Source organism: Telluria sp. ZB4P36 (assembly GCF_059685865.1).
Genome location: NZ_JCASIE010000004.1, coordinates 14,289 through 41,052 on the forward strand (window position 1 = coordinate 14,289; position 26,764 = coordinate 41,052).

Sequence of the window (26,764 nt, forward strand, 5' to 3'; positions counted from 1 at the left end):
GCCTGCCGTTGCGGTGATATAGCTCAGTTGGTTAGAGCACAGCACTCATAATGCTGGGGTCGGTGGTTCAAGTCCACCTATCACCACCACAGAATTCCATACGGATGGCCTGGCTCTCGCAGTCAGGCCATTTTGTTTTACCCCTTTTGGTGATATAGCTCAGTTGGTTAGAGCACAGCACTCATAATGCTGGGGTCGGTGGTTCAAGTCCACCTATCACCACCAGACAAGAAAACGGCCCGGTTCTCGCGAACCGGGCCGTTTTACTTTCCAGACCTGGAATCAGTGCTTCTTGCCGCCACCCGAGATCTTGTTCTCGGTGGCCCAGGCGCGCCGCTTCGCTTCATCCTTCGACACCCCCTTCTTCTCATAGCCTTGCTCGATGTGCTTGGCCTGGCGTTTCTGCTTGTCCGTGTAGGACGATTTATCACCTTGAGGCATGATGGTTCTCCGCTCAATGGTGGGATGGTCCACGTGATAAGTTCGCTACCTCACGCAAGAACGCGATCTACTCATCCGTAAACGACGCGTCCAGCGCATAGTCGCCGCGCGCCAGGCCCGCCAGGACCGCGCCGGCCTGCTGCAGGTATTCGGAGGGCACCAGGATGCGCACCCCGCCCAGCGCCGGCGCCAGCAGCAGGTCGGTCTGCATCAGGTGGGCATCCGCCAGCACGGCCGGGATGCCCGCCGCGACCAGGCAGCCCTGGGCCAGGGTCGCTTCCATCGGGACCAGGTACTTGGCGATGACGAACAGGTCGCGCCCCGGTATCTGCACGACGTCCGGATTCGCGGCCAGCCACGCATTCAGTGCGAGTTGCTCCATGTGCCCTCCCTTGATGAGGCTATCTTACGCTTACTGCAACAATGCCGGCACCTGCGACAGCAGGTAGAGCGTGACACCGATCAGCCCGCCCACGATGGTGCCGTTGATGCGGATGTACTGGAGGTCCTTGCCGATGTTGAGTTCGATCTGTTCCGACATTTCGCGGTCGTCCCACTGCTTCACCGTATCGGCGATGTGCCGGCTGAGGAAAGATGCGAACTCGGGCGCGACGCCGCGCACGGCCGATTCCAGGTTCTCGCCCAGCGACGCGCGCAGCTGCGGGTCTTCGGCCAGCACCTTGCCGACCCAGGCGCCGGTTGCCACCAGCCGGCGCCGCAGGCTCGAGTCCTCGCTGTGCAGGTCGTTCTTGAGCCAGCCCTTCAGCTCGGCCCACAGGGTCGCCAGGTAGCCGTTGAGCGTTTCGTCACCCAGCAGGTAGGCCTTGATCTCCTCGGCCTTCTCGGTCAACGACGGATCCGCCTTCAGGCGCTCGATGAACTCCAGGGTGAAGCTGTCGAAGCGCTGGCGCAGCGGGTGGCGCGGGTCGGCCGCCACCTTGTTCAGGATGCCCGAGGCCAGGCGCACCGCCAGGCCGGCGCCCTTGCGCCCGATGAGCTCGGACGGCAGCATGCTTTCGATGAAGGCGTAGTCCTCCTTGAGCCAGTCGACGATGCCCTGCGAGATCGTGGCCTGGGTGTCGGCATTGTCGAGCAGCCGCGCCAGCTGGGTGACGCCCTCGTTGAGCAGTTCCTGGTGGCGCCCGTCGCGGGTCAGGCTCTCGAGGATGGTGCCGGCCGACTTCGACAGGTCGACGCTGTTGACCATCGCGTGCACGGCGCGCCGGATGAAGCCCTGCACCGCCGCGTCCTCGATGAAGTCGAGCATCCAGGCGCCGACCCTCACCAGGTGCTGGCCCAGCAGTTCGGTGTTGGCCGGCTTGACCAGCCAGTCGGCCACCTTCTGCACCGGGTCGTGGCGCTGGATCAGGCGGATGATCGAGTCGGTGTCGAGGAACTTCTCGTGCACGAACAGCGCCAGGTTGTCGGCGATGCGTTCCTTGTTCTTCGGGATGATCTCCGTATGGCGCGAAACGATGGGAATCGGCACGCGCTTGAACAGGGCCACCACCGCAAACCAGTCGGCCAGCGCGCCCACCATCGCCGCTTCGGAGAAGGCGCGCAGCAGGCCGGTCCACCAGTTCTGCGGCAGGAACAGGGTCAGCACGAACAAGCAGGCCGCGCCCGCGAAAAACGCGAGCGCGAGCATTTTCGATTGCCGCAGTTCGGCTTCCTTGGTCATGCGCCGGGCCTCCTCCCCTGAAGAGCTACGGCGCCATGCTATATGACTTCGCCCGCCTTCAGCGTTTCGATTGACTGCCGCGTGAAGCCCCAGTCGGCCAGGATGGCGTCGCTGTCCGCGCCGGGACTGCTGGTCGGGCCCGGTGTCGGCGGCGCGCTGCGGCTGAAACGCGGCGCCGGCGCCGGCTGGGTGACGCCGTCGATCTCGACGAAGGTCTGGCGCGCCGCATTGTGCGGGTGGCGCGGCGCTTCTTCCAGGTCGAGCACGGGTGCGAAGCACACGTCGCTGCCTTCGAGCAGGCGGCACCATTCGTCGCGGGTTTTGGTGGCGAACAGCGCCGCGAAGCGCTCCTTCAACTCGGGCCAGTGCGTCTTGTTCCAGCGTTTGGTGAATATCGGATCGTTCTGGCCGGTCAGGGTCAGCAGGGTGGCGAAGAACTGCGGCTCGATGGCGCCGACCGAAATGAACTTGCCGTCGCTGCAGGCATAGGTGTCGTAGAAAGGCGCGCCGCCGTCCAGCAGGTTGCCTTCGCGCTGGCCGCTCCAGGCGCCGAAGCCGCGCAGGCCGTACATCATGGCGCCCAGCAGGGCGGCGCCGTCGGTCATGGCCGCATCGACCACCTGGCCCTGGCCCGACTTGCGCGCCTCCAGCACCGCGCAGACGACGCCGAAGGCCAGCATCATGCCGCCGCCGCCGAAGTCGCCCACCAGGTTCAGGGGCGGCGGCGGCGGGCTGTCGGCGCGTCCCGTCGAGTACAGCATGCCCGACAGGGCCACGTAGTTGATGTCGTGGCCGGCCGCCTGCGCCAGCGGGCCGTTCTGGCCCCAGCCGGTGACGCGCCCGTACACCAGTTTCGGATTGCGTTCCAGGCAGGCCTCCGGTCCCAGCCCGAGGCGCTCCATCACGCCTGGGCGGAAACCTTCGAGCAGGACGTCGGCGCTTTCCAGCAGCCGCAGCATGGTGCTGCGTCCGGCCGCCTTCTTGAGGTCGAGCGCCAGCGAGCGGCGCCCGCGCGCCATGACGTCGTGGCGGGTGCCGAGCATGGGATAGGGATTGTCCTCCCCCGTCCTGGCCTTGCGGTCGATGCGGATCACCTCCGCCCCCATATCCGCGAGCATCATCGCGGCGAAGGGGCAAGGGCCGATGCCCACCATCTCGATGACCCGCACCCCTGCCAACGGTCCTGCCATGGTCGAATCCTCCTCCTCAGAGCGAACGCGCAATGATCTCTTTCATGATCTCGTTGGCGCCGCCGTAGATGCGCTGCACGCGGGCGTCCACGTACATCTGGGCGATCGGGTACTCCAGCATGTAGCCGTAGCCGCCGAACAGCTGCACGCACTGGTCCACCACCTTGCATTGCAGGTCGGAGATCCAGTACTTCGCCATCGAGGCGCGCACGGTGTCCATGCGCCCGGCCAGCATGTCTTCGATACAGCGGTCGATGAAGATGCGCGCGACCGTGGCCTCGGTCTTGATCTCGGCCAGCACGAAGCGGGTGTTCTGCATCTCGATCAGCGCCTGGCCGAAGGCCTTGCGCTCGCGCGTATGCTCGACGGTGAGCTGCAGGGCGCGCTCGATGGCGGCCACGCCGCATACGCCGAGGATGGTGCGCTCGTAGGGCAGCTCGGTCATCAGCTGGGCGAAGCCCCTGCCCTCCTCGCCGCCCAGCACGTTCGCGAGCGGGACGTGGGCCTCGTCGAAGAACAGCTCGCAGGTGTCCTGGCCCTTCTGGCCGACCTTCTCGAGGATGCGGCCGACGCGAAAGCCGGGGTTGTCCCTGGTTTCCAGCAGCAGCAGCGACACGCCCCTGGCGCCCGCGGCCGGGTCGGTCTTGGCCACCACCAGGACCAGGTCGGCCATGTAGCCGTTCGAGATGAAGGTCTTGGATCCGCTCACACGGTAGCCGTCGGGACCGCGCACCGCCATGGTGCGGATGCCCTTCAGGTCGGAACCTGCGCCCGGCTCGCTCATGGCGATGGCCGCGATCATCTCGCCGCTGGCCAGCAGGGGCAGGTACTTGCGCTTCTGCTCCTCGGTGCCCTGGTTCAGCAGGTAGTGCGCGACGATGGCGTGGACGTGGATGCCGAAGGACGTGTCGCCACCGTACGAGAGCTCTTCGAACACCACCGCCATGTGGGCGAAGCTGCCGCCGGCGCCGCCGTATTCGTCGGGGATGTCGGCCAGCAGCAGGCCCATCTCGCCGGCCTTGCGCCACAGTGCGCGGTCGACGTGCTGCTGCTTGCGCCAGGTGTCCTGGTGCGGGGTGATCTCGCCGGCCACGAAGCGGCGCACGGCGTCGCGGAAGGCCGCCAGTTCATCGTTCATCCAGGGAGACGTCATATCCATGCGCTTCCCCTTCAGCCGTTGCGGTACATGGTGACGACGCAGGCGCCGCCCAGGCCCAGGTTGTGCTGCAGCGCCACGCGCGCGCCCTCGACCTGGCGCGCCTCCGCGCTGCCGCGCAGCTGGTGGGTCAGCTCGTAGCACTGGGCCAGGCCGGTGGCGCCGAGCGGATGGCCTTTCGAGAGCAGGCCGCCGGACGGATTGGTGACCACCATGCCGCCATAGGTGTTGTCGCCATCGCGGATGAACTTGTCGGCGCCGCCCTCCGGGCACAGGCCCAGGGCTTCATAGGTGATCAGCTCGTTGTGCGCGAAGCAGTCGTGCAGCTCGACCACGTCGAGGTCTTGCGGACCGAGGCCGGACTGCTCGTAAACTTGCTGGGCGGCGGCCCGGCTCATGTCATAGCCGACCAGGCGCATCATGTCGCCGGACTCGAAGGTGGCGGGGCGGTCGGTGGTCATGGCCTGGGCGGCGATGTGGACGTCGTGGCGCAAGCCGTGGCGCAGCGCGAATTCGCCCGACACCAGCAGGGCCGCGGCCGCGCCGCAGGTCGGCGGGCAGGCCATCAGGCGCGTCATCACGCCGGGCCAGATTGCGGGCGCATCGAGCACGTCCTGCACCGTGACTTCCTTGCGGAACAGCGCCAGCGGATTGTTCGCAGCATGGCGGCTGGCCTTGGCGCGGATGCGGGCAAAGGCCTCCATTGGCGTGCCGTACTTGTCCATGTGGGCCAGGCCGGCGCCGCCGAAGTAGCGCAGCGCCAAGGGGATCTCGGGCTTGCCGACCAGGCGGTCGGTCACCGCGTCGAAGGCGTCGAAGGGGGTCGGGCGGTCGGTGAAGACCGAGCCGAGCGCGCCGGGGCTCATCTGCTCGAAGCCGAGCACCAGCACGCATTCGGCGGCGCCGCTGGCGATCGCCTGGCGGCCCAGGAACAGCGCGGTCGAGCCGGTCGAGCAGTTGTTGTTGACGTTGACGATCGGGATGCCGCTCATGCCCACCGCATACAAGGCCTTCTGGCCGCTGGTCGAGTCGCCGTAGACGTAGCCCGCATAGGCCTGCTCGACCAGGTCGTAGACCACACCGGCATCTTCCAAGGCGGCGCGGGCCGCCTGCGCGCCCATCTCGTGATACGGGCTGCTCGCGCCCGGCTTGGCGAAGGGAATCATCCCGACGCCGCTGACATATACCTTCCTCATTCCGTCTCCCGATTCTTGATTAGGTCGCACGACCTACTATTAATCGATTATAGGTCAGTCGTACTATTTAATGTATGCCTCTGCGATAATCGTGCAATGGCCCTCATTTCCGACAGCTCCATCGACAATGCCCTGCGCAACAAGGCCTCGACGACCACCGAAAAAGGCTTCGGGCGCGCAGTCGAGATCCTGCTGGTCGCGCGCCGCCTGCTGGTCTCCGATGGCTATGCCGGGCTGTCGATGCGGCGCGTGGCGGTCGAGGCGGGAATGAGCCTGTCGAACCTGCAGCACTACTACAGCAGCAAGGAGCAGCTGCTCGAAGCCCTGCTGCTCACGACGATGGACGAGTTCCAGGCCAAGATGGACCGGATCGCGGTGGTAATGGCCGGACGGCCGCAGGTGGAACGCTTCCTGACCACGGTCGACATGTTCCTCGACGAGATCACGGATCCGGTCATGCATGCGATCTTCTTCGAGATCTGGGCGCTGGCCTCGCGCCACCCCTTCGCCTCCAGCCTGATGGGCAGGATGATGGGGCGCGAGCGCAAGGCCGTGTATGGCCTGATCCATGGCCTGAATCCGGCCATCGGCGACGAATTGTGCATGGAGCGGGCGGTCCTGATCGTGGCCCAGATCCAGGGCCTGATGCTGTTCCGCCTGGACCGCCATGCGCGTCCGGAGCAATACGAGACCATGCGCGCCTCGCTGCACAAGGTCATTCTATCGCTCGCAACCGTGCTGTGAATATCACGTAATTTGCGCGAAATCGGCGATAAAAATGCCGATGAGCATGCATCTGTCGCTTATACTCGTGGCGTTAACAACCTGCCACGGAGGCCGCACGGATGCACCATGAACTCAGCCTGATCACCACCATTGCCGCCGCACTCGGCTTCGGCCTCCTGTTCGGCATGCTCGCCATCCGCCTCAAGCTGCCCGCGCTGGTCGGCTACCTCGCCGCCGGCGTCCTGATCGGCCCCGCCACGCCGGGCTTCGTCGCCGATGTGCAGCTGGCTTCCCAATTGGCGGAGATCGGGGTGATGCTGCTGATGTTCGGCGTCGGCCTGCACTTCTCGCTGGGCGACCTGCTCGACGTGAAGAAGATCGCCCTGCCGGGCGCGCTGCTGCAGATCGGGGTGGCCACGGTGATGGGCATGGGACTGGCGCATTGGTGGGGCTGGAGCCTGGGTGCGGGACTGGTGTTCGGCCTGGCGCTGTCGGTGGCCAGCACCGTGGTGCTGCTGCGGGCGCTGGAGGCGCGCGGCGTGCTCGATTCCATGAACGGGCGCATCGCGGTGGGCTGGCTGGTGGTGGAAGACCTGGTGATGGTGCTGGTGCTGGTGATGCTGCCGGCGCTGGCCGGTCCGCTCGGCGGCAAGGGCGACGCCGGCGCGGAGCTGTGGCCGGCGCTGGGCAAGACCCTGCTGCAGGTCGGCGCCTTTGTCGCCTTCATGCTGATCGTGGGCCGCAAGCTGTTCCCGTGGTTTCTCTGGAAGGTCGCCAAGACCAATTCGCGTGAACTGTTCACGCTGTCCGTCATCGCCGCGGCGGTCGGCATCGCCTTCGCATCGTCGGCGCTGTTCGGCGTCTCCTTCGCGCTGGGCGCCTTCTTCGCGGGCATGGTGCTGCGCGAGTCGGAACTGAGCCACCGCGCGGCGGAAGAATCGCTGCCGCTGCGCGACGCCTTCTCGGTGCTGTTCTTCGTCTCGGTCGGCATGCTGTTCGACCCGATGGTGCTGGTCCAGTATCCGCTGGAGGTGCTGGCGACCGTGGCCATCATCCTGTTCGGCAAATCGATCGCGGCCTTCGTGCTGGTGCTGGCGCTGCGCTACCCGATCAACACGGCCGTGACGGTCTCGGCCAGCCTGGCGCAGATCGGCGAATTCTCGTTCATCCTGGCGGCGCTGGGCATGCAGCTCGAACTGCTGCCGGCGCTGGGCCAGAACCTGATCCTGGCCGGCGCCATCATCTCGATCGCGGTCAATCCGCTGATGTTCAGCCTTGCCACGCCGCTGGAAAAATGGCTGCGCTCCAGGCCGGAACTGGCGCGCAAGCTGGAACGCCCGGCCGACCCGCTGGCCGAGCTGCCGATGGAAACGGCGCACGAAAAGCTCAGCGGACAGGTGGTGCTGGTCGGTTTCGGGCGCGTCGGCCGCCGCATCGCGGACGACCTGGCCGCACACGGCGTGCACTTCGTGGTGGCCGAACAGAACCGCGAGACCGTGGAACAGCTGCGCGCGCGCGGCATCCCGGCGGTGGCAGGCAATGCGGCCGAGCCGGCGGTGCTGATCCAGGCCCACATCACCCATGCGGCCCTGCTGGTGATCGCGACGCCGGATACCTTCGACGTGCGCAGGATGGTGGAGATCGCGTGCATGCTCAACCCCTCGATCAGGGTGGTGGCGCGCACGCATAACGACAGCGAAGCCGCCTTGCTGCGCGAGGATACCGGCGGCAAGGTGTTCGTCGGCGAGCAGGAACTGGCGGCGAGCATGACGCGCCATGTGGTGCAAACGCTCAAGGAGCGGGCGGCGCACTGAGTGTCGGGATTTTTTACACCAGCCACATGAGGGCGGAGGCCTGCTGTCGTAAACGACTGAATACACACGCATTTTCCGCACGGAATTTATTGGCGCGTTTCTTGCTTACAGGAATGTATTCGCGCCCTTACCTGTCAAGATCATGCATACCTCAGTCAAACTCGGCCTCGCACTCGGCCTGGCATCGCTGTCCTTCAGCGCCTCCGCACTGACCATCAATGCCATCAGCGCGGGCGCGGGTGCTGGCTCCCAACTGACCGGCGCCCTGCTGGCGCCGGACAGCGGCATCACCGTCCTCGGCAATGCCAGCTACCGCGGCACCAACGACGGCAGCCTGCAGCAAAGCGGCACCTACAGCGGCTTCACGCTGGTGCCGGCCGATGGCGCCGCACCTACGCTGGCCATGGGCGACGGCATCCTGCTGACCACCGGCTCCGCCAATGTGGGGCGCAACAACACGCAGAACAACTTCGGCGCCCTCAGCTACAGCGGTGGCGATGACAGCCTTGCCGCCTTGCATGGCAGCAGCGTCTTCGATGCCAACCTGCTCGGCTTTTCCTTCTCGGTCGGCGCCGGCATGACGTCCGTTTCCGCACAGTTCGTGTTCGGCTCGGAAGAATTTCCGACCCAGCAGGTTCCCGACGTCTTCGGCTTCTTCGTCGATGGCGTGAACTACGCGGTCTTTGCGGACGGCAGCAGGATCTCGAATAACGGCGACAGTGCCAACTTCGTCGCCAATCCGGTCGACGGCGGCCGCTACGGCGTCGAATACAACGGCCTGACCAAGGTGTACACGGTCACCGGGCTGCTGAACAGCGGCCTGGCCAGCCACACGATCAGCATCGGCATCGCCGATACCTGGGACGGCAGTTTCGACAGCGGCGTGTTCCTTTCCTCGCTGAAAGCGGGCACCGCCAGCCTGGGCGGCATCGGCAATGATGTGCCGGAACCGGCGAGCTTGTCCCTGTTGGGCCTTGGCCTGGCAGGCCTGGCGGCATTGCGCCGCCGCCGGGCGTAAAAAAACCCGCCGGCTTGCGCACGGCGGGTCGAATAACAGCAAGGAACAACAAGACTTACGCGGCAACCTCTTCGACGCACAGCTTGAGGTTGGCATGGCGGCCGTGCAGTTGCGAGTGGATCAGCTCGCTGCGCTCTTCCAGCAGCGCGAACACCGCATCCTTCGACAGCACGTATTCGTCCATCAGGGTGTCCTTGAGCGATTCGATCACCAGCTTGTAGTCGCGGATCGCGTCCAGGGTGTAGCTGTACAGCTCGTCGGCCTTTTCTTCCACCATGCGCAGCGTGTGCTCGCCGCCCACTTCTTTCGACAGCTGGCTGTAGTCCAGCTTCGAGCGCGAGTACATCGACAGGCGGCTGACCATCAGGTTGAGCATCTTGGTGATCTTCTCGATGTCGTTCTGGCTGCCCACCGAGATGCCGCGTGCGCCGTAGAACAGCTCTTCCGCCGCCACGCCGCCGTACAGGCCGATGACGTCGCGCTCCAGCTCTTCCAGGGTACGCAGCGACATGTCTTCGCCCGACTGCAGGACGTAGCCCAGGGCGCCGATCTTCGACACCGCCTCGGTGCTGATCTTCAGCAGGTGCGACTTTTCCTTCACTTCGGCCAGGCTCATGCCTTGACGCAGGTAGGGATCGATCTGCATGAAGAAGTGACCCAGCTCGTGCAGGGCGATGCGCTCGCGCTGCTTGGTCTTTTCAGCCGTGGTGGCGCGGTCGGTCAGGCCGATGGTGGCGCGCTCGTAGGCACGGAACAGCAGGTCGGTATCGATGATCGCCTTTTCCTGGATCGAGATCATGCTGGCACGCTCGACCACGGTCTCCAGCAGCGCCGGACTCAGGTTCTGGGTGATTTCCGCCACCTGGTCCAGGTTCAGGTTGTTCCAGTCCACCAGGCCATCCTTCTTGCGCGACAGGAAGCTGCGCAGCAGTTCCTTGCGCTCGAGCTTGTTCGGCAGGCGGAAGTTGATCTTCACCGAGAAGCGGCGCAGCATCGCTTCGTCCATCTCGGTCGAGGAATCGTCGAAGTTCGACGCCACCACCCAGATCACGCCCTGGCCCTTGTCGCTCTTCACGCCGTCCAGCAGGCCCAGCAGGGTGTTGGCGGTGTCGTCTTCCCATTTCTTTTCGCTGCGGCCGCGCGGCATGAACAGGCTCTGGGCTTCATCCAGGAAGATGATGCACTTGCCCTTGGCGCAAGCCTTGCGGTACAGCGCGTTCAGCGCCTTCGATCCGCCGCCCACGTAGCCCGACTCCAGTGCCGACCCCGAGGCCGAGATCAGCGGCATGTTCAGGCGCTTGGCCAGGTAGCCGACCAGCTTGGTCTTGCCGGTACCGGCCGGACCGGTCAGCATCACGTTGAAGGGCTTGTCGATGTTGTGCGACTGGTATTCGTCGCGGTTGCGGATCATGTCTTCCAGGTGCAGGACTTCCTGCTTGATGTCGTCCATGCCGATCAGGTCGTCCATGCTGCCCTTGAGCTTGTCCGGGGTGATGACCGAGGCGCCGGCGCCCATGCCCGGGATGCCGAACTTCAGCAGGTAGAGCACCAGCAGCACGATGGCGATGTTCAGGCCGTAATTCTTGAAGAAGGTACCGGTCTTTTCCAGCGCGGTGGCGCCGTCGTCCATCACGGCCTCGTGGCTGGCCAGGTAGTCGTCCTTGGCGATCGAGTATGGAATCGCGTTCTTCAGCAGCACTTCACGCTCGAGCGACAGGTGAGAGGTGCTCGGCAGCTTGACCACGTGGATCGCGGCCGCGTCCTTGAATTTATAGACGTAGCGCGGCGATTCCGACAGCGGCTTGGCGATCAGGAGGTAATCCAGGCGGCCCTTTTGCGTGGCCAGCTCGGTGATCTCTGCAATATTTTGCGAATGCACGACAGGATTCGGATCCTGGGGCACATTCGATTTCCAGACTGCCACAGCCGCGATCATGCCGAGCAGCGCCGCGAGGGCGATGCGCACGGCCGTGCTCTTGAACGCGTTTTTGAAGGCAAGCTGAAGTTGGGCGAAATTCGGCATCGATTGATCTCTAAAGGTTGAGTCGGACAGCGGTGCTTCTGGGTGCCGTGCCGGCGTGGTCTCTCGCGGGATCGGCTGCGGCGCAGGGGCCGCTCTCGGGTCCAAACGTGTACGTTTGGTATTGTTTTGATGCCCGAAGGCAATGGGATAAGGAGACTATACCTGCAAAAAAAACCGAGGTGTATACCGTGCAGCGAAAAAAATGACGATCGCAACGATAGTGAATAAATAGATAAGCAAAAATATTGGCAGATGATTAGCAAAGATTATCGAACATTTAAAAATGCCCGATATCTTTGCTAAAACAGCATTACAAACCGATCATCGCATTGCAATACTGTCAGGATGGGTGCGAGGTTAATTTGCGACACTGCCGATTCTTTGATTGAGCGCAACATGTGCTCATCTGCCAGCATCCTGATGACTTCTTTACGCAACTCAGCAATTCAATTGGGCGCGGCAATTCATCTGTTTTTGATATGCTGATTTCAGGATGTTGCGACCCTCCTTATATAGGGTCGCCTGGGCTCGGCTGCAAGCCGTGCCCGCCACGTCGGAACGAGCAACAGGAAAAGTAAGAGGAACGGCTATGAACAGATATGCACTTGCAGCAGCATTGGCGATCTGCCTCGGCAGTCCCGCGCAAGCTGCCGTGATCGATCTCGCTGGCGCCAACCATGCCGTCGTACGGGTGCAGCAACCGGTACGCAACCTGTCGGTCACCCAGCGCCAGGACATCGTTGCCCCGCCGGCCAACATGTCGGAACTGCCTGAACCGGAAGTGTTCGCGATGATGCTGCTGGGGCTGATCCTGATCGGCTACAAGGCGGGCCGCGACAGCAGCGAGAAATTTAAGTGATGCGTCAAGTGATGCAGCATCGCCTCGTGCATCGGCATTGATGTCATGTGCGGCCGGGCAAGCTGTCCGGCCGCTGCTGAAGTTCCCGGCAGCCCTGCGTCCTCCGCAAAGGCGATGCCGGCCCTTCACGCCTCCCTGCACAGGGCCTGCAGCTTCATCAGGGTGTTCCAGTTCCGGGACGTGCTCCCATCCCCCAGCAGTTTCCCCAAAGACGTCGCCGCTGCGCTGTCCAGCATCCCTTCCGGACACCAGACATAGGCCGCGCGTTCGCCCAGCGCGAGCTGTTCGCAGCCCCAGTCGCGGCTGTCGAGTTCGGCCAGCTTCTCGCGCTGCGCCGTTTCACCCAGCAGGAAGACGATCAGGCGGGAATGGTCGGTCGCCACGCCGAGCAGCGGATTGCCATCGATGACGGCGTCCAGTTCCCCGTGCTCGAGCACGAACACGCGCGCCGCCACACCGAGCTTGAGCACCAACGCTTCCTCGATCGCGGCGGCGGCCTCTTGCGCGCTGGTGCCGGCGGCCCGGAACACCACGTTACCGCTGTTGAGCACGCTGCGCACGCCGGTATAGCCCAGGCCCTCGACCAGTACGCGCAGGTCGGCCATGGCAATCCGCTTGGCGCGCCCGACGTTGATTCCTCGCAGGAATGCGATGTAGCACTGGCTGGTCATGGGCGCGATCCTACCCGAGGCCGTGCCGGCGTGGCGCATTGCTCACACAGTTTCATAGTTTCCTTTCCAGATGGCTTGCAAGCGTACAACATTCGTCGCTTCGATGCGCCAGGACGGGCCCGCCTGAACACACGGGTGATAAGATCGTCTGGAATTAACAGGAGGAAAAATGAGCGATAGCTACGAACTGGTGCCGCTGGCGCACCTGTATCCGGGCATGGTGCTCGCCGATGCGCTGCTCGATGCGCATGGCCACGTGCTGCTGGCCGAGGGCGCCGTGCTGAGCGAGGCGACGATCCTGTCCCTGTCCCGCCATGGCGTCGGCGCGGCACCGATCGTGCGCGCCGTCGCGCTCGCCCAGCCCGATCCGGACGCGGTCCAGAAGCGCCTCGACCGTCTGTTCCGCCACAACGACCGCGACGACCACGCCGACTGGGCCACCGGCCTGCTGCGCCGCTACGTCGAGGATTACCGCCTGCAGCGCGAGGTGGCGCCATGAATCCCGCTGCAGACTTGCTTGGCGACGTAGACGACCTGCCCTCGTTGCCCGCCGTCGTGATGGAACTGCTCGGCAGCATCGATCAGGAAGACATCGACATGTCCGTGCTGGCCAGGAAGGTATCGAACGACCCGGCGCTGACCGCCAAGACCCTGCGCCTGGCCAACTCCTCGGCCTTCGGCCTGCAGGTCAAGGCAACCACCATCCAGCAGGCCATGACCTTCCTCGGCTTCCAGGCCACCCGTAAGCTGATCACCGCGGCGGCACTGACCGGCTGCTTCCCGGCCGGCCGCTGCCCCGGCTTCAACGACAAGGCCTTCTGGCGCCACTCGATCGCCAGCGCCGCCTGCGCCCGTGCGCTGGCGCGGCGCGTGCGCTTCAATGCGGATGTCGCCTTCACCGCCGGCCTGCTGCACGACATCGGCCGGCTGGTGCTGGTGTCGCGCTTCCCGGAGCGCTACCAGGCGGTGCTGTCGCTGCGCGACAAGAATGACAGCGAGCTGATCGATGCCGAACGCGCCCTGCTGGGCCTGGACCACGTCGACGCCGGCGTGGCGCTGGCCGTGCACTGGCAGTTTTCCGACACCCTGCGCCAGGCGATCGCCTTCCACCACACGCCGGAAGCGCCGGGCGCGGGCTTCCTGGCGACCATCGTGCACGTGGCCAGCGCGGTCGTGCATGCACTGGACCTGGCCGGCAATCCGGACGAGCTGGTGCCGCACGTGTCCTCGGTCGCCTGGACGGCGCTGGGCATGCCGGAAGACGCCTGGCTGCAGGTGTTCCACGAAACCGAACTGCAGTACGAGGAAATGTCGGCCATCTTGATGGCCTGAGGAAAAAAGCGCAGGGGATCAGCTGAACAGCGCTGCGCAGGAGGGATGCGGCCGAGCCGGCGCGGCACTGCGCTTAGCGCGCGGTGCCGCAGCCCGCTGGCGCCGAAGGCATGACAGGTGCGGCTGTCATGCCGACGGCATCAGTGGGCATAATTGCCGGTCGACGGGTTTGCTTCGTTAGCTTGCTGCTGTTGCGGCTGCTGTTGCTGCTGCGCTGCCGCTGCGGCGGCTGCCTGGGCTGCCTTCTCTTCTGGCTTCGGGCGGCCCTGGGCATCCGACAGGCGGTATTTGGTGCGGCGGTCGCCCATCAGGTCGCGCAGGTCACGGATGCTCATCCCCGTCACTTCGTGCATGCGGATCAGCAGCGATGCACCGACCGGCAGGCGGTGGTGGCGGATCTTGCTGATCACTGGCGGCGCAACTTCGAGCATGCGCGACAGCGCGGCGTCGTTCTTCAGCTGCATCTTTCCCAGCAGGATATCCAGCAGGTGGTTCGGGTTGTAGCTTTCTTGCGAAGACAGAGCATGATGCTGTTGTGCCATGATGTTTACCTCTTTAGTTTGGTTAAAATAGTTCCTTCACGAACTTTTGTTAAAGACCACTTCGTCAACATAAGTTCCCGGACAACCTTTCGGAAATTAAACAGGTCGCGCCTGAAGAACTCCTTAAGAAACGGTCCGGATTGCATGCCCCCGCGTACCCTCTCCGCATGCGCACTTGTCTTTCAAACAAATTATCAGGCTCATACGTCCACAGTACATCCGAGCGGCGCATGTGACTCCTTGTCAGAAATCAAGCTATCGTGCGGAAAGCTTGTCACATAGGCATTTCAGCACATGGGGATTATTTGTGGCGCACGCAAGAGATTTCCGGAATAAATTTTCCTACTTAGAAGTTACACCGAACTCGTTGATTCACAAGAAGAAAGAATCGAATCTGGCATGACATTTTTCAATGGATTTGATGCTTTTCTTAGTCAGCTTTTATTTAACAATCTGAACAGCCTGGCAACGACTTTAGGTTAAGAAACTTATAGTTCCAAACAGCATGAGAATTTCGTCCATGCCAGACCCGGTTTCGTCTCTTGCGGGGCCGGACGGGGATTTACGGTAAACTGAACACCTCTTTTGCCCAGGCATCAGCTCTCTCCTTTCATACAGCACTCCATGCAGAAAAAAGTATTCATCAAGACCTTCGGCTGCCAGATGAACGAATACGATTCGGACAAGATGGCGGACGTCCTCGGCGCTGCCGAAGGACTGGTCCGGACCGACTCGCCCGAAGATGCCGACGTCATCCTGCTGAACACCTGCTCGGTGCGCGAAAAGGCGCAAGAGAAAGTGTTCTCCGACCTGGGCCGCTTCAAGGCGCTCAAGCGCGACAAGCCTGACCTGGTGATCGGCGTGGGCGGCTGCGTGGCCTCGCAGGAAGGGCAAGCCATCGTCAGGCGCGCGCCGCACGTGGACGTGGTGTTCGGTCCACAAACCCTGCACCGCCTGCCGCAACTGATCCGCGAACGCCGCAGCAGCGGCACGGCCCAGGTCGACATCAGCTTCCCGGAAATCGAAAAGTTCGACCACTTGCCGCCAGCCAAGGTGGAAGGCCCGGTCGCCTATGTCTCGATCATGGAAGGCTGCAGTAAATATTGCAGCTACTGCGTGGTGCCCTATACCCGCGGCGAGGAAGTCTCGCGTCCCTTCGAGGACGTGCTGACCGAGTGCGCCGGTCTGGCCGCCCAGGGCGTGAAAGAAATCATGCTGCTGGGCCAGAACGTGAATGCCTACCGGGGCACGATGGAAGGCGGCGAAGTCGCGGACTTTGCCCTGCTGCTGGAATACATTGCCGACCTCCCCGGCATCGCGCGCCTGCGCTACGTCACCAGCCACCCGAAGGAATTCACCCAACGCCTGATCGACGCCTACGCGCGCATCCCGCAGCTGGTGAACCATATTTACCTGCCGGTGCAGCACGGTTCCGACCGCGTGCTCGGCGCCATGAAGCGCGGCTATACCGCCCTCGAATACAAGTCGATCATCCGCCGCATCCGCGCGCTGCGTCCGGACATGAGCTTCTCGTCCGACTTCATCGTCGGCTTCCCCGGCGAAACCGATGCCGACTTCGAGGCCATGATGAAACTGGTCGAGGACGTCGGCTTCGACAACAGCTTCAGCTTCATCTTCAGCAAGCGCCCGGGCACCCCGGCCGCCAATCTCGAGGACGACACGCCGCATGAAGTGAAGCTGGCGCGCCTGCAGCGTTTGCAGGCCCTGATCGACGCGAATACCCGCAAGTACAGCGCCGCCATGGTCGGCAGCGTCCAGCGCGTGCTGGTCGAGGGTCCGCCGAAGAAAGACCCGGGCCTGCTGCAGGGCCGTGCCGAGAACAACCGGGCAGTCATTTTCGAACCCGGCATGGCGGGCGACTCCCTGGTCGGCCAACTGGTCGACGTCCGGATCACTGCCAGCCATGACTACTTCCTCCGCGGCGAACTCGTCGCCAACTCAGATACGATTGCCAAAGCCAGTTGAAAAACACACCTACCCAGCCTTCGTACTTCATCCCCGAGCCGCTCGACAACTCGCGGCTTGCCCATCTGTGCGGCCCGCTCGACGAGAACCTGCGCCAGATCTCGGCCGCGCTTGACGTCACCATCTTCCGGCGCGGCGAGAAATTCATCGTCAGCGGCAGCAATGCCGAGCGCGCCGTCGAACTGCTGGAACGCTTCTACGCGGTGGCCAACAAGGTCGTGCCGATCGAGGAAGTGCAGCTGGCCCTGGTGGAGCAGCGTTCCGGCCTGAAGCCGCGCATGCCCGGCGAGGCCGATGCGCAGGAGCCGGCCGCCAAGGAAGTGAAGGAGGACGACACCGAAGGCGAGGAAGCCTCCGAGCTGGTGAGTCCCACCCTGAAGACCCGCCGCAGCGACCTGCGCGGCCGCACCCCGCACCAGATCCAGTACCTGAAGGCCGCGCTCGAGCACGACATCAGCTTCGGCGTCGGCCCGGCCGGCACCGGCAAGACCTACCTGGCGGTGGCCTGCGCGGTCGATGCGCTGGAGCGCGACGCGGTCAAGCGCATCATCCTGACCCGCCCCGCGGTGGAAGCGGGCGAACGCCTGGGCTTCCTGCCGGGCGACCTGAGCCAGAAAGTCGATCCCTACCTGCGCCCGCTGTACGACGCCCTGTACGACCTGCTCGGCTTCGACCGCACCCAGAAGCTGTTCGAGAAGCAGGTGATCGAAATCGCCCCGCTGGCCTATATGCGCGGCCGCACGCTGAACCACGCCTTCGTGATCCTGGACGAAGCCCAGAACACGACGGTCGAGCAGATGAAGATGTTCCTGACCCGGATCGGTTTCGGCAGCAAGGCCGTGATCACCGGCGACGTGACCCAGGTCGACCTGCACAAATCCCAGCGTTCCGGCCTGGTGGACGCGATGCACGTGCTGAAGAACGTGCGCGGCATCGCCTTCACCCAGTTCGCGAGCGAGGACGTGGTACGCCATCCGCTGGTGGCGCGCATCATCGACGCCTACGAAACCAATTCCTCGGTCGAGGAACTGGCCGCCCTTCCCAAACCGACCCCCGTGAAAAATGCAAGAAAAAAAACATAGGCTCGATCTCGAAGTCCAGTACGCCGACACCCGCCTCGCGCAGGAGCTGACCGAAGACATGCTGCGGCGCTGGGTGGAAGCCGCCCTGCTCGGCCCGGCCGAGCTGTCGATCCGCTTCGTCGACGCCGAGGAAGGCCAGGCGCTGAACCGCCAGTACCGCGGCAAGGACTACGCGACCAATGTCCTCACCTTCGCCTACAACGAGGGCGAGGAACTGGGCGAGGACGACCCGACCCAGGCCGACATCATCCTGTGCACCGACGTGCTGCAGCGCGAAGCCGAGGAGCAGGGCAAGACGGTCGAGGAACACGCGGCCCACCTGGTGGTGCACGGCGTGCTGCACGCCCAGGGCTACGACCACGAGCACGACGAGGAAGCCGACGAGATGGAGCAGTTCGAGCGCGACATCATGGAAGTGCTCGGCTATCCGGACCCGTACGAAGAGTGAACGGAAGGGCGGGAATCCGCATCCCGCTCTTTCCGTACGTCAACATGCCGTGAACGGCATGCATTATGGGCCATCGCCCTTTTGGTGTATCCTATACCCATCGCAACAACGGCTTCACGCCAACTATGCCCGAGTATCCCAGTGACGTCCGATCGGACGCCAAACCCCACCGGTCGCTGTTCGAACGGCTGACCGCACTCATCTCCCCCGAGCCTGAAAACCGCGCAGAACTCCTCGAAGTCCTGCACGAAGCCCACGAGCGCAAGCTGATCGATGCCGACGCACTCTCGATGATCGAGGGCGTGTTCCAGGTATCCGACCTGTCCGTGCGCGACATCATGGTCCCGCGCTCGCAAATGGACGTGATCGACATTACCGACCCGATCGAGCAGTGGCTGCCGATCGTGCTCGAGACCCAGCACTCGCGCTTCCCCGCCATCGAAGGCGAGCGCGACAAGGTGGTCGGCATCCTGCTGGCCAAGGACCTGCTGCGCTACTACGCCGAGGATGCCTTCGACGTGCGCAAGATGCTGCGCCCGGCGATCTTCATCCCGGAATCGAAGCGCCTGAACGTGCTGCTGCGCGACTTCCGCGCCAACCACAACCACATGGCCATCGTCGTCGACGAGTACAGCGGCGTCGCCGGCCTGATCACCATCGAGGACGTGCTCGAGCAGATCGTCGGCGACATCGAGGACGAGTACGACTTCGACGAAGACGAAGACAATGTCCTGTCGATCAAGGAAGGCCAACTCGGCCCGCGCTGGCGCGTCAAGGCGCTGACCGAGATCGAGCAGTTCAACGAAGAAGTCGGCGCCGACCTGCCCGAGGACGATGCCGACACCATCGGCGGCCTGGTGGCCAGCCACCTCGGGCGCATGCCGCACAAGGGCGAAGTGTTCGACCTCCAGAACCTGCGCTTCGAAGTGCTGCGCGCCGATGCGCGCCAGATCCACGTGCTGCTGGTCGAGAAGCTGCCCTACGCCGAAGACGACCACGACTGATGCTGCGCCGCCGTACCCAGTCCACCACTGCCCCCGATCCAGCAATCCGCGGCACCAGGCCTTCGCCGAAGGCGCAGGTAGCGATGGCGCTGGCAGGCAGCAGTTCCCTGCTGTCCTTCCAGCCCTTCGGCTGGTGGCCGCTTCAGTTCCTGGCGCTGGCCTACTTCTTCTACCAGGTCGGCATGGGCACCTCCACGCGCCGCGGCGTGTGGCTCGGCTGGGCCTTCGGTTTCGGCTGGTCGGTGGCCGGCATGCACTGGCTGTACATCGCCGTCACCCGCTTCGGCGGCCTGCCCGCCATCCTGGGTGCGATCGCGATCGCCCTGCTCGGCCTGTATATGGGCCTGTTCGGCGCCTTTGCCGGCGGCGTCGCCAGCTGGCTGCGCCGCAAGTGGTCGCTGCCTGTCAGCGCCTTCGTGCTGCTGGTGCTCCCAAGCGTGTGGGGCGTGTCGGAATGGATGCGCGGCTGGGTCTTCACCGGGTTCCCATGGGCGGCCTCGGGCTATGCCCACAACGTGTCGCCACTCAGCGGCTACGCGCCGCTCGTCGGCGTCTACGGTCTCGGCGTGCTGGCGGCCGTCTGCGCCGGCTGCCTGGTCATGCTGACCCAGCGCGCGCGCTGGCCGGCACTGGGCCTGTTCGCGGCCGTGATGGCGGCCGGCTTCGGCCTGCAGCACATCACATGGACCCAGGAAGTGGGCCAGCCGATCACCGTGCGCCTGCTGCAGGGCGACGTCAGGCAGGACCAGAAGTTCGACATGGCCTACCTGGTCGACATCGTCGGGCGCTACCAGGGCATGATCACGGCGGCGCCGGCCGATCTGATCGCCACGCCGGAAACCGCGATTCCCGTCACGCCGCAGCAGCTGGCGCCCGAGTACCTGGCCGGTCTGCGAAACTTCGCCGCGCAGACGCGCAGCCACCTGATGATCGGCATTCCGACCGCGGACAGCCCGACGCAGTATTCGAACAGCGTGATCGCCTTCGGACCGGGCTCCCCGCCCTACCGCTACGACAAGCACCACCTGGTGCCCTTCGGCGAATTCATCCCGCCGGGCTTCCGCTGGTTCACCGACCTGATGCACATCCCGCTGGGCGACCAGACCCGCGGCCCGGCCCTGCAGGCGCCCTTCCCGGTGAAGGACCAGCTGGTGCTGCCGAATATCTGCTACGAGGATGCCTTCGGCGAAGAGATCGCCGCCCAGCTGCGCAATGCACCGCGCCCGGCGACGCTGCTGCTGAACGTGTCGAACCTGGCCTGGTACGGCGATTCGGTGGCGATCCCGCAGCACCTGCAGATCTCGCAGATGCGCGCGATCGAGACCGGACGCCCGATGCTGCGCTCGACCAACAACGGCGCCACCGCCGTCATCGACGGCCGCGGCAACGTGGTGCAACGCCTGCCCTTCTACGAGCGCGGCGTCCTGTCGGCGACCGTGCGCGGCACCGAAGGCCTGACCCCGTATGTCCGCGCCGGCAACCTGGCCTTCCTGCTGCTCTGCGGCCTGATGCTGCTCGGCGCCTGGCTGGCCGGCCGCCGGTACAAAAATAACAGCACCAATTCAAACGGCTGAGTTGAATCGCCCCCAGAGGTGCGGTAAAACTTAGTAGAATTGGTTATTTGGCAAACTATCGTGACCGCGGCGCCCGGCGCCGCAGCCCCCTACACATGCTCACATTCCAACAAATCATCCTGACCCTGCAGTCCTACTGGGACAAGCAGGGATGCGCACTGCTCCAGCCCTACGACATGGAAGTCGGCGCCGGCACCTTCCACACCGGTACCTTCCTGCGTGCGATCGGCCCGGAACCCTGGCGTGCCGCCTACGTGCAGCCTTCGCGCCGCCCCAAGGATGGCCGCTACGGCGAGAACCCGAACCGCCTGCAGCACTATTACCAGTACCAGGTGGTGCTCAAGCCGGCGCCTGAAAACATCCTCGACCTCTACCTCGGTTCGCTCGAGGCGCTGGGCCTGGACCTCAAGAAGAACGACGTGCGCTTTGTCGAGGACGACTGGGAAAGCCCGACCCTGGGCGCCTGGGGCCTGGGCTGGGAAGTCTGGCTGAACGGCATGGAAGTCACCCAGTTCACCTACTTCCAGCAGGTCGGCGGCCTCGATTGCAAGCCGGTGCTGGGCGAGATCACCTACGGCATCGAGCGCCTGGCCATGTACCTGCAGGGCGTCGAGAACGTGTACGACCTGGTCTGGACCGAGTGGGAAGAGAACGGGGTCAAGAAGACCCTGAGCTACGGCGACGTCTTCCACCAGAACGAGGTCGAGCAGTCGACCTACAACTTCGAGCACGCGAATACCGAGCTGCTGTTCCAGGCCTTCGCCAACCATGAAGCCGAGGCCAAGCGCCTGGTCGAGCTGCAGCTGACGCTGCCGGCCTACGAGCAGATCATGAAGGCCTCGCACAGCTTCAACATGCTGGATGCGCGCGGCGCCATCTCCGTGACCGAGCGCGCCGCCTACATCGGCCGCGTACGCACGCTGTCGCGCCTGGTTGCGCAGGCTTACTACGATTCGCGCGAGAAGCTGGGCTTCCCGATGCTCCCCGGTGCCGACAAGGCCGCAGCCTGATTAGAACAAGACCGAATATGAACCAGACTCTCCTCGTCGAAATCCAGACCGAAGAACTGCCGCCGAAGGCCCTCGTCAAGCTCGGCGCCGCATTCGCCACCGGCATCGCCAACGGCCTGAAGGCGCGCGACTTCCTTGAAGCGGGCAGCGCCGTCACCACCCACGCCACCCCGCGCCGCCTGGCAGTCACCATCACGAACGTGCGCGGCACCTCGCCCGACAAGAGCATCCGCGAAAAGGTGCTGCCGCTCTCCGTCGCCCTGGACAAGGACGGCAATCCGAGCGCGCCGCTGGCCAAGAAGCTGGCCGCGCTGGGCTTCCCCGACCTGAAGATCAGCGACCTCGAACGCGCCCAGGACGGCAAGGCCGAATCCTTCTTCTACACCTACACCGCGAGCGGCAGCGCGCTCGCCGGCGCCCTGCAGGACGTGCTGGCCGACACCGTGGCCAAGCTGCCGATCCCGAAGGTCATGAGCTACCAGCGCCCGGACGGCGCCACCGTGCAGTTCGTGCGCCCGGTGCACCTGCTGCTCGCCCTGCATGGCGAAGCGGTGCTGCCGCTGACGCTGCTGGGCCTGGAAGCCGGCCGCCAGACCATGGGCCACCGCTTCCTGTCGCACGGCGAGAAGATCGCCATCCCGCACGCCGACCAGTATGCGACCGTGCTGGAAAACGAAGGCAAGGTGCTGTCGTCCGCCGAAGCGCGCAAGGAAAGCATCCGCCGCCAGCTGCTGGAAAAGGCTGCCGGCGACCAGGTCTTGATGCCGGAATCCCTGCTCGACGAAGTGGCCGCCCTGGTCGAATGGCCGGTGGTGTACGAATGCCGCTTCGAGGAAGAATTCCTGGCCGTGCCGCAGGAATGCCTGATCCTGACGATGCAGACCAATCAAAAATACTTCGCGCTGACGGATAGCGCGGGCAAGCTGCGCTCGCGCTTCCTGATCGTGTCGAACCTGCAGACCGACGATCCGTCCGCCATCATCGGCGGCAACGAGCGCGTGGTGCGTCCGCGCCTGTCGGACGCCAAGTTCTTCTTCGAGCAGGACAAGAAGAAAACCCTCGAGTCGCGCCTGCCGCAGCTGTCCAACGTGGTCTACCACAACAAGCTGGGCACCCAGGCCGACCGCAGCGACCGCGTCATGACCCTGGCCGCCGCCATCGCGCGCCGCCTCGGCTTCGACGTGGCGCTGGCCGAGCGCGGCGCGCGCCTGGCCAAGGCCGACCTGCTGACCGACATGGTGGGCGAGTTCCCTGAGCTGCAAGGCATCATGGGCACCTATTACGCCCGCCATGACGGCGAGCACGAGGAAATCGCCCTGGCCGCCTCCGAACACTACCAGCCGCGCTTCGCCGGCGACGCCCTGCCCTCGACCAATACCGGCCTGGCGGTCGCGCTGGCCGACAAGCTGGAAACCCTGGTCGGCATCTGGGGCATCGGCCTGCAGCCGACCGGCGAGAAGGATCCGTTCGCGCTGCGCCGCCACGCCCTGGGCGTGATGCGCATGCTGGTCGAGAAGCGCCTGCCGCTGTCGCTGTGGGACCTGGTGAACGATGCCTGCGAGGTGTTCAATAACCAGCCTGCGTTCAAGGACTCGCGCGCCGAAGTCATCCCCTTCATGCTCGACCGCCTGCGCGGCATGCTGCGCGAGCGCGGCTTCTCGCCGAACGAGGTCGAGGCCGTGCTGGCCCAGAACCCGGACCGCGTCGACGACGTCGTCCAGCGCCTGGAAGCGGTGCAGGCTTTCGCCGCCCTGCCGGAATCGAGCTCGCTGGCCGCCGCCAACAAGCGCATCACCAACATCCTGAAGAAGAACGAGGACGCCCTGCCCCAGGACGCTTCGGTCAGGCAGGAGCTGCTGGTCGAGCCGGCGGAAAGCGCGCTGGCCGCCAAGATGGGCGCGCTCGAGGGTGAAGTGAGCAGTGCCTTCGACAAGAGCGATTTCACCGGCGCCCTCAAGACCCTGGCGCTGATGAAGGAAGAAGTCGACGCCTTCTTCAACGACGTGATGGTAATGGCCGACGATATCTCCTTGCGCAACAACCGCCTGGCGCTGCTGTCGAAGCTGCACGGCATGATGAACCGCGTTGCCGATATCTCGAAGCTGGCAACTTAAGTATTAAGGTAGTGCCATGAAACTCATCATCCTCGACCGGGATGGGGTCATCAACCACGATTCGCCGGACTTCATCAAGTCGCCGGCGGAGTGGATTCCCATCCCCGGCTCGCTGGAAGCAATCGCCCGCCTGAACCAGGCGGGCTACCGGGTCGTGATCGCATCGAACCAGTCGGGCATCGCGCGCGAGCTGTTCGACATCACGACCCTGAACGCGATCCACCAGAAACTGCACGCCAGCGCCCAGCTGGTCGGCGCCGACATCGACGCCATCTTCTTCTGCCCGCACGCCGCGATCGACAACTGCGACTGCCGCAAGCCCAAGGCCGGCATGTTCGAGGAGATCAGCAAGCGCTATAAGCTGAGCCTGAAAGGCGTGCCGACCGTGGGCGATTCGCTGCGCGACCTGCAGGCCGGCTTCATCATGGGCTGCCTGCCCTACCTGGTCCTGACCGGCAAGGGCGAGAAGACGCGGCAGACCGGCGGCCTGCCGCCGGGCACCCAGGTGTTCCCCGACCTCGCCTCGATGGTGAACGCCTTCCTCAAGACCGCGGCACAGCGGCCCGAGTAACAAAAACAGATCCAGAACCAGTCCATTGTCCGGAGCCCCTTTGCATACCATCAGCCTGTTCCTGCGTTCCCTCCTCTTCAAGATCGTCATGATCGTGGCCACCGTGGTGTGGGCCTGCGTGTGCTTCCTGGCGGCGCCCCTGCCCTACAACAAGCGCTTTTGGGTGACCTCGCGCTGGAACGTCTTCATCATCTGGGCTGCCCGCGTCATCTGCGGCATCCGCTACGAATTCAAGGGCTACGAGAACCTGCCGGACGCCCCGGCGATCGTCCTGTCCAAGCACCAGTCGGCGTGGGAGACCATCTTCCTGCTGCCGAACCTCACGCGGCCGCTGGTCTACGTCTTCAAGAAGGAGATCCTCTACATCCCCTTCTTCGGCTGGGGCATGGCGCTGCTGCGCATGATCCCGATCGACCGCTCGCAGGGCAAGAACGCCTTCGCCCACGTGGTCAGGCACGGCAAGCGCCGCCTGGCCGACGGCCAGTGGATCATCATGTTCCCGGAAGGGACGCGCATCCCGGTGGGCCAGAAAGGCAAGTACAAGAGCGGCGGTACGCGCCTGGCTGTCGAAACCCAAACGGTGGTCGTCCCGATCGCGCATAATTCAGGTGAGTGCTGGCCGAAAAATTCGTTCATCAAGCGCCCGGGCCTGATCACGGTCTCGATCGGCAAACCGATTTCGCCAGACAACCACACCCCCGACAGCATGATGCAAGAGGTCGAAAATTGGATAGAATCCGAAATGCGCGTTATCTCGCCCCACGTCTACAGAGGTGGCTGAGCGACGTCAGCGCCCAGATCAGGAATTCGAAGCCGCAGCACGACATGAGCGCCACCAAGATCGACGGGCAGCAGCTGGAACTGTTTGCACAGGACTTCTTCGCTGCGCTCAAGCCCTCGGATAAACCGGCGCCGCCCTCGCAGCCTCTCTTCAAGGCGCCGCCTCCGGCGCCGCGCAATCTCATCCCCAGTCCGCCCGTCGGCGAGGGCGCGCCGCCGCTCAGGCGCATCGTCCTCGGTCCCCACACCGTCGACTACGCCCTGCGCCGTTCGACGCGCCGCTCGATCGGCTTCATGATCGACGACGACGGCCTGCGCGTGACCGCGCCGCGCCGCTGCACCCAGATCGACATCGACAACGCGATCCGCGCCAAGCAGCGCTGGATCCTGACCAAGCTGCTGGAGCGCGGCGAGCGCCGCGCCCAGCGCCAGGAACGTGCGCCGGTCGAATGGAAGGATGGCGCCTGCCTGCCCTACCTGGGCGGCGAGATCACCCTGCGCCTGGAAGAAGCTTCCCGCAGCCACTGCCAGTTCGATGCCGAAGCACGCGAGCTGTGGATCGGCGTGGTGCCGGGACTGTCGGAATGGCAGCTGAAGGAACGCGTCAAGCTGTGGTTCCAGGCCGAGGCCAAGCGCCTGTTCAAGGAGCGCCTGGATTTCTTCGCGCCGCAGCTGGGCGTGATCTACCAGGCCTTCGCGCTGTCGTCGGCCGGTTCGCGCTGGGGCTCCTGCACGATCGAGGGGAACATCCGCCTGAACTGGCGGCTGATGCACTATCCGCCCTCGCTGGTGGACTACGTGGTCGTGCACGAACTGGCGCACCTGCGCGAGATGAACCACAGCCCGCGCTTCTGGGCCACGGTGGCCGAGGTGTATCCGGATTACGACGGGGCGCGGCTGGCGCTGAAGAAGCGCTCGCTCGAGATGCCGGTGTTGTTCAGCGATTGATTACAACAGCGAATCGCGGCGCGCCGCGGCCAATTCTTTCATCGCCTCCATCTGCGCATCCGACAGGGCCCGGTACGGAATCGGCAAGGTCCCGCGCTTGAGCACCATCATGAAGCCGCGCGTATAGGTGCGCACACCGACCACGTCTTCCCAGCCGATCAGGGTCACGCCCCCGCTGGTGCGTACGATGCCGTGCTGGTCGATGGTGAATTCGTAGGTGCGCCGTCCGCGGCCGGCCATGACGAAATGGAAGGCCGCACCGAGCGTGCTTTTCAGGCGCAGGTAGAGACTGGCCGGGAAGCGGATGCGCCGGCGGCGGATGAGAAAACCGCCGTGCTGCCACATGAAGCTGACGTATTCACCGAGCGTGTAGCGCACGACGAAATGCAGTTCGGATAAGGGAACCGGCGGCGTGGCGGATGGCAGCGGCAGGTCCAGAGGACCTTCGCTGACGGGCAGGTGCAGCACCTTGTCGTCGGCCTGCTGTTGCACCAGCATGGCGACGGGTTTATTGCTGTTGACCGGTCTCGGGTGATTAAACGACAACATTGCGCATCCCCTGGTTATTATCCGAGCTCGAATCGGAATGGTAGCAAAA

Annotated in this window: 26 protein-coding genes and 2 tRNA genes; 18 read left to right on the top strand and 10 right to left on the bottom strand. The window is 64.4% G+C overall.

Translation table 11 applies throughout. The annotated features are described in order from the left end of the window. Window positions 1-12 precede the first annotated feature (12 nt). Window positions 13-89, top strand: a tRNA-Met gene (locus AC56LK_RS07655). A gap of 59 nt (window positions 90-148) precedes the next feature. Continuing rightward, window positions 149-225: transfer RNA gene (locus AC56LK_RS07660), tRNA-Met, on the top strand. Between the two features lie 57 nt (window positions 226-282). Here AC56LK_RS07660 and AC56LK_RS07665 read toward each other — a convergent pair. The 6 genes from AC56LK_RS07665 to AC56LK_RS07690 all read right to left on the bottom strand — a co-directional run bounded on the left by AC56LK_RS07665 (window position 283) and on the right by AC56LK_RS07690 (window position 5,664). Beyond that, complete coding sequence (locus AC56LK_RS07665) at window positions 283-441, bottom strand: hypothetical protein (RefSeq protein ID WP_177207840.1); 159 nt, start codon at window positions 439-441, stop codon at window positions 283-285. 67 nt (window positions 442-508) lie between these two features. After that, window positions 509-823, bottom strand: coding sequence for a putative signal transducing protein (locus AC56LK_RS07670; protein ID WP_497183966.1), 315 nt, complete (start codon window positions 821-823; stop codon window positions 509-511). Window positions 824-853: 30 nt separating this feature from the next. Further along, window positions 854-2,122 (bottom strand): DUF445 domain-containing protein, encoded by a 1,269-nt coding sequence (locus AC56LK_RS07675; protein WP_497183967.1) that lies wholly within the window; start codon window positions 2,120-2,122, stop codon window positions 854-856. 38 nt (window positions 2,123-2,160) lie between these two features. Then, window positions 2,161-3,312, bottom strand: coding sequence for a CaiB/BaiF CoA transferase family protein (locus tag AC56LK_RS07680; RefSeq protein WP_497183968.1), 1,152 nt, complete (start codon window positions 3,310-3,312; stop codon window positions 2,161-2,163). 16 nt (window positions 3,313-3,328) lie between these two features. After that, the gene (locus AC56LK_RS07685) at window positions 3,329-4,471 is read right to left on the bottom strand and encodes an acyl-CoA dehydrogenase family protein (protein WP_497183969.1); all 1,143 of its coding nucleotides are present in this window, start codon (window positions 4,469-4,471) and stop codon (window positions 3,329-3,331) included. 11 nt (window positions 4,472-4,482) lie between these two features. Next, window positions 4,483-5,664, bottom strand: coding sequence for a lipid-transfer protein (locus AC56LK_RS07690; RefSeq protein WP_497183970.1), 1,182 nt, complete (start codon window positions 5,662-5,664; stop codon window positions 4,483-4,485). 96 nt (window positions 5,665-5,760) lie between these two features. Here AC56LK_RS07690 and AC56LK_RS07695 point away from each other — a divergent pair, with 96 nt between their 5' ends. The 3 genes from AC56LK_RS07695 to AC56LK_RS07705 all read left to right on the top strand — a co-directional run bounded on the left by AC56LK_RS07695 (window position 5,761) and on the right by AC56LK_RS07705 (window position 9,222). Next, a complete protein-coding gene (locus AC56LK_RS07695) occupies window positions 5,761-6,408 on the top strand; it encodes a TetR/AcrR family transcriptional regulator (protein WP_497183971.1) in 648 nt (215 codons plus the stop codon). A gap of 101 nt (window positions 6,409-6,509) precedes the next feature. Further along, window positions 6,510-8,204, top strand: coding sequence for a cation:proton antiporter domain-containing protein (locus AC56LK_RS07700; RefSeq protein WP_497183972.1), 1,695 nt, complete (start codon window positions 6,510-6,512; stop codon window positions 8,202-8,204). A 142-nt stretch (window positions 8,205-8,346) separates the two neighbouring features. Beyond that, complete coding sequence (locus AC56LK_RS07705; RefSeq protein WP_497183973.1) at window positions 8,347-9,222, top strand: choice-of-anchor L domain-containing protein; 876 nt, start codon at window positions 8,347-8,349, stop codon at window positions 9,220-9,222. A 55-nt stretch (window positions 9,223-9,277) separates the two neighbouring features. Here the strand turns inward: AC56LK_RS07705 and AC56LK_RS07710 are convergent, their stop codons facing one another. Further along, entirely contained in the window at window positions 9,278-11,245 is a 1,968-nt protein-coding gene (locus tag AC56LK_RS07710; RefSeq protein WP_497183974.1) for an AAA family ATPase, read from the bottom strand. A gap of 589 nt (window positions 11,246-11,834) precedes the next feature. Here AC56LK_RS07710 and AC56LK_RS07715 point away from each other — a divergent pair. Next, window positions 11,835-12,104 carry a hypothetical protein gene (locus tag AC56LK_RS07715; RefSeq protein ID WP_436104336.1) on the top strand — a complete coding sequence of 90 codons (270 nt, stop codon included), beginning with the start codon at window positions 11,835-11,837 and terminating at the stop codon, window positions 12,102-12,104. A 125-nt stretch (window positions 12,105-12,229) separates the two neighbouring features. On the opposite strand, the gene AC56LK_RS07720 is transcribed toward AC56LK_RS07715, so the two are convergent. Beyond that, window positions 12,230-12,775 carry a DUF1697 domain-containing protein gene (locus AC56LK_RS07720; protein ID WP_497183975.1) on the bottom strand — a complete coding sequence of 182 codons (546 nt, stop codon included), beginning with the start codon at window positions 12,773-12,775 and terminating at the stop codon, window positions 12,230-12,232. Between the two features lie 169 nt (window positions 12,776-12,944). Between AC56LK_RS07720 and AC56LK_RS07725 the strand changes: the two genes are divergently transcribed. Both AC56LK_RS07725 and AC56LK_RS07730 read left to right on the top strand, forming a co-directional pair. Continuing rightward, entirely contained in the window at window positions 12,945-13,274 is a 330-nt protein-coding gene (locus tag AC56LK_RS07725; protein ID WP_497183976.1) for a hypothetical protein, read from the top strand. Next, the gene (locus tag AC56LK_RS07730) at window positions 13,271-14,107 is read left to right on the top strand and encodes an HDOD domain-containing protein (protein WP_497183977.1); all 837 of its coding nucleotides are present in this window, start codon (window positions 13,271-13,273) and stop codon (window positions 14,105-14,107) included. The genes AC56LK_RS07725 and AC56LK_RS07730 overlap by 4 nt, the downstream gene beginning before the upstream one ends. A 140-nt stretch (window positions 14,108-14,247) precedes the next feature. Here the strand turns inward: AC56LK_RS07730 and AC56LK_RS07735 are convergent, their stop codons facing one another. Then, window positions 14,248-14,649 (bottom strand): hypothetical protein, encoded by a 402-nt coding sequence (locus AC56LK_RS07735; protein WP_497183978.1) that lies wholly within the window; start codon window positions 14,647-14,649, stop codon window positions 14,248-14,250. Window positions 14,650-15,273: 624 nt separating this feature from the next. On the opposite strand from AC56LK_RS07735, the gene miaB reads away from it, so the two are divergent. The 10 genes from miaB to AC56LK_RS07785 all read left to right on the top strand — a co-directional run bounded on the left by miaB (window position 15,274) and on the right by AC56LK_RS07785 (window position 26,166). After that, the gene (gene miaB, locus AC56LK_RS07740; RefSeq protein ID WP_497183979.1) at window positions 15,274-16,635 is read left to right on the top strand and encodes a tRNA (N6-isopentenyl adenosine(37)-C2)-methylthiotransferase MiaB; all 1,362 of its coding nucleotides are present in this window, start codon (window positions 15,274-15,276) and stop codon (window positions 16,633-16,635) included. Beyond that, entirely contained in the window at window positions 16,632-17,717 is a 1,086-nt protein-coding gene (locus AC56LK_RS07745) for a PhoH family protein (RefSeq protein ID WP_497183980.1), read from the top strand. The genes miaB and AC56LK_RS07745 overlap by 4 nt, the downstream gene beginning before the upstream one ends. Beyond that, on the top strand, window positions 17,698-18,165 hold the full coding sequence (gene ybeY, locus AC56LK_RS07750; protein WP_497183981.1) for an rRNA maturation RNase YbeY: 468 nt from the start codon (window positions 17,698-17,700) through the stop codon (window positions 18,163-18,165). Before AC56LK_RS07745 ends, ybeY begins: the two co-directional genes overlap by 20 nt. Window positions 18,166-18,290: 125 nt before the next feature. Continuing rightward, a complete protein-coding gene (locus AC56LK_RS07755) occupies window positions 18,291-19,169 on the top strand; it encodes a CorC family transporter (protein WP_497183982.1) in 879 nt (292 codons plus the stop codon). Continuing rightward, complete coding sequence (gene lnt, locus AC56LK_RS07760) at window positions 19,169-20,743, top strand: apolipoprotein N-acyltransferase (protein ID WP_497183983.1); 1,575 nt, start codon at window positions 19,169-19,171, stop codon at window positions 20,741-20,743. Before AC56LK_RS07755 ends, lnt begins: the two co-directional genes overlap by 1 nt. Before the next feature lie 95 nt (window positions 20,744-20,838). Further along, window positions 20,839-21,753, top strand: coding sequence for a glycine--tRNA ligase subunit alpha (glyQ, locus tag AC56LK_RS07765; RefSeq protein WP_211528261.1), 915 nt, complete (start codon window positions 20,839-20,841; stop codon window positions 21,751-21,753). Between the two features lie 17 nt (window positions 21,754-21,770). Beyond that, window positions 21,771-23,867 carry a glycine--tRNA ligase subunit beta gene (gene glyS / locus AC56LK_RS07770; RefSeq protein WP_497183984.1) on the top strand — a complete coding sequence of 699 codons (2,097 nt, stop codon included), beginning with the start codon at window positions 21,771-21,773 and terminating at the stop codon, window positions 23,865-23,867. Between the two features lie 16 nt (window positions 23,868-23,883). After that, the gene (gene gmhB / locus AC56LK_RS07775) at window positions 23,884-24,438 is read left to right on the top strand and encodes a D-glycero-beta-D-manno-heptose 1,7-bisphosphate 7-phosphatase (RefSeq protein WP_497183985.1); all 555 of its coding nucleotides are present in this window, start codon (window positions 23,884-23,886) and stop codon (window positions 24,436-24,438) included. 40 nt (window positions 24,439-24,478) lie between these two features. Then, on the top strand, window positions 24,479-25,219 hold the full coding sequence (locus tag AC56LK_RS07780) for a lysophospholipid acyltransferase family protein (protein ID WP_497183986.1): 741 nt from the start codon (window positions 24,479-24,481) through the stop codon (window positions 25,217-25,219). A gap of 44 nt (window positions 25,220-25,263) precedes the next feature. After that, the gene (locus tag AC56LK_RS07785) at window positions 25,264-26,166 is read left to right on the top strand and encodes a M48 family metallopeptidase (RefSeq protein WP_497183987.1); all 903 of its coding nucleotides are present in this window, start codon (window positions 25,264-25,266) and stop codon (window positions 26,164-26,166) included. Here AC56LK_RS07785 and AC56LK_RS07790 read toward each other — a convergent pair whose 3' ends face one another. Further along, on the bottom strand, window positions 26,167-26,715 hold the full coding sequence (locus tag AC56LK_RS07790) for a YcxB family protein (protein WP_497183988.1): 549 nt from the start codon (window positions 26,713-26,715) through the stop codon (window positions 26,167-26,169). Window positions 26,716-26,764 lie beyond the last annotated feature (49 nt).

Excerpts from the sequence above, each read along its gene's own strand:
- AC56LK_RS07665 (WP_177207840.1), bottom strand. The coding sequence starts at position 441 with ATGCCTCAAGGTGATAAATCGTCCTACACGGACAAGCAGAAACGCCAG.
- AC56LK_RS07670 (WP_497183966.1), bottom strand. The coding sequence starts at position 823 with ATGGAGCAACTCGCACTGAATGCGTGGCTGGCCGCGAATCCGGACGTC.
- AC56LK_RS07675 (WP_497183967.1), bottom strand. The coding sequence starts at position 2,122 with ATGACCAAGGAAGCCGAACTGCGGCAATCGAAAATGCTCGCGCTCGCG.
- AC56LK_RS07680 (WP_497183968.1), bottom strand. The coding sequence starts at position 3,312 with ATGGCAGGACCGTTGGCAGGGGTGCGGGTCATCGAGATGGTGGGCATC.
- AC56LK_RS07685 (WP_497183969.1), bottom strand. The coding sequence starts at position 4,471 with ATGGATATGACGTCTCCCTGGATGAACGATGAACTGGCGGCCTTCCGC.
- AC56LK_RS07690 (WP_497183970.1), bottom strand. The coding sequence starts at position 5,664 with ATGAGGAAGGTATATGTCAGCGGCGTCGGGATGATTCCCTTCGCCAAG.
- AC56LK_RS07695 (WP_497183971.1), top strand. The coding sequence starts at position 5,761 with ATGGCCCTCATTTCCGACAGCTCCATCGACAATGCCCTGCGCAACAAG.
- AC56LK_RS07700 (WP_497183972.1), top strand. The coding sequence starts at position 6,510 with ATGCACCATGAACTCAGCCTGATCACCACCATTGCCGCCGCACTCGGC.
- AC56LK_RS07705 (WP_497183973.1), top strand. The coding sequence starts at position 8,347 with ATGCATACCTCAGTCAAACTCGGCCTCGCACTCGGCCTGGCATCGCTG.
- AC56LK_RS07710 (WP_497183974.1), bottom strand. The coding sequence starts at position 11,245 with ATGCCGAATTTCGCCCAACTTCAGCTTGCCTTCAAAAACGCGTTCAAG.
- AC56LK_RS07715 (WP_436104336.1), top strand. The coding sequence starts at position 11,835 with ATGAACAGATATGCACTTGCAGCAGCATTGGCGATCTGCCTCGGCAGT.
- AC56LK_RS07720 (WP_497183975.1), bottom strand. The coding sequence starts at position 12,775 with ATGACCAGCCAGTGCTACATCGCATTCCTGCGAGGAATCAACGTCGGG.
- AC56LK_RS07725 (WP_497183976.1), top strand. The coding sequence starts at position 12,945 with ATGAGCGATAGCTACGAACTGGTGCCGCTGGCGCACCTGTATCCGGGC.
- AC56LK_RS07730 (WP_497183977.1), top strand. The coding sequence starts at position 13,271 with ATGAATCCCGCTGCAGACTTGCTTGGCGACGTAGACGACCTGCCCTCG.
- AC56LK_RS07735 (WP_497183978.1), bottom strand. The coding sequence starts at position 14,649 with ATGGCACAACAGCATCATGCTCTGTCTTCGCAAGAAAGCTACAACCCG.
- miaB (WP_497183979.1), top strand. The coding sequence starts at position 15,274 with ATGCAGAAAAAAGTATTCATCAAGACCTTCGGCTGCCAGATGAACGAA.
- ybeY (WP_497183981.1), top strand. The coding sequence starts at position 17,698 with ATGCAAGAAAAAAAACATAGGCTCGATCTCGAAGTCCAGTACGCCGAC.
- AC56LK_RS07755 (WP_497183982.1), top strand. The coding sequence starts at position 18,291 with ATGCCCGAGTATCCCAGTGACGTCCGATCGGACGCCAAACCCCACCGG.
- lnt (WP_497183983.1), top strand. The coding sequence starts at position 19,169 with ATGCTGCGCCGCCGTACCCAGTCCACCACTGCCCCCGATCCAGCAATC.
- glyQ (WP_211528261.1), top strand. The coding sequence starts at position 20,839 with ATGCTCACATTCCAACAAATCATCCTGACCCTGCAGTCCTACTGGGAC.
- glyS (WP_497183984.1), top strand. The coding sequence starts at position 21,771 with ATGAACCAGACTCTCCTCGTCGAAATCCAGACCGAAGAACTGCCGCCG.
- gmhB (WP_497183985.1), top strand. The coding sequence starts at position 23,884 with ATGAAACTCATCATCCTCGACCGGGATGGGGTCATCAACCACGATTCG.
- AC56LK_RS07785 (WP_497183987.1), top strand. The coding sequence starts at position 25,264 with ATGAGCGCCACCAAGATCGACGGGCAGCAGCTGGAACTGTTTGCACAG.
- AC56LK_RS07790 (WP_497183988.1), bottom strand. The coding sequence starts at position 26,715 with ATGTTGTCGTTTAATCACCCGAGACCGGTCAACAGCAATAAACCCGTC.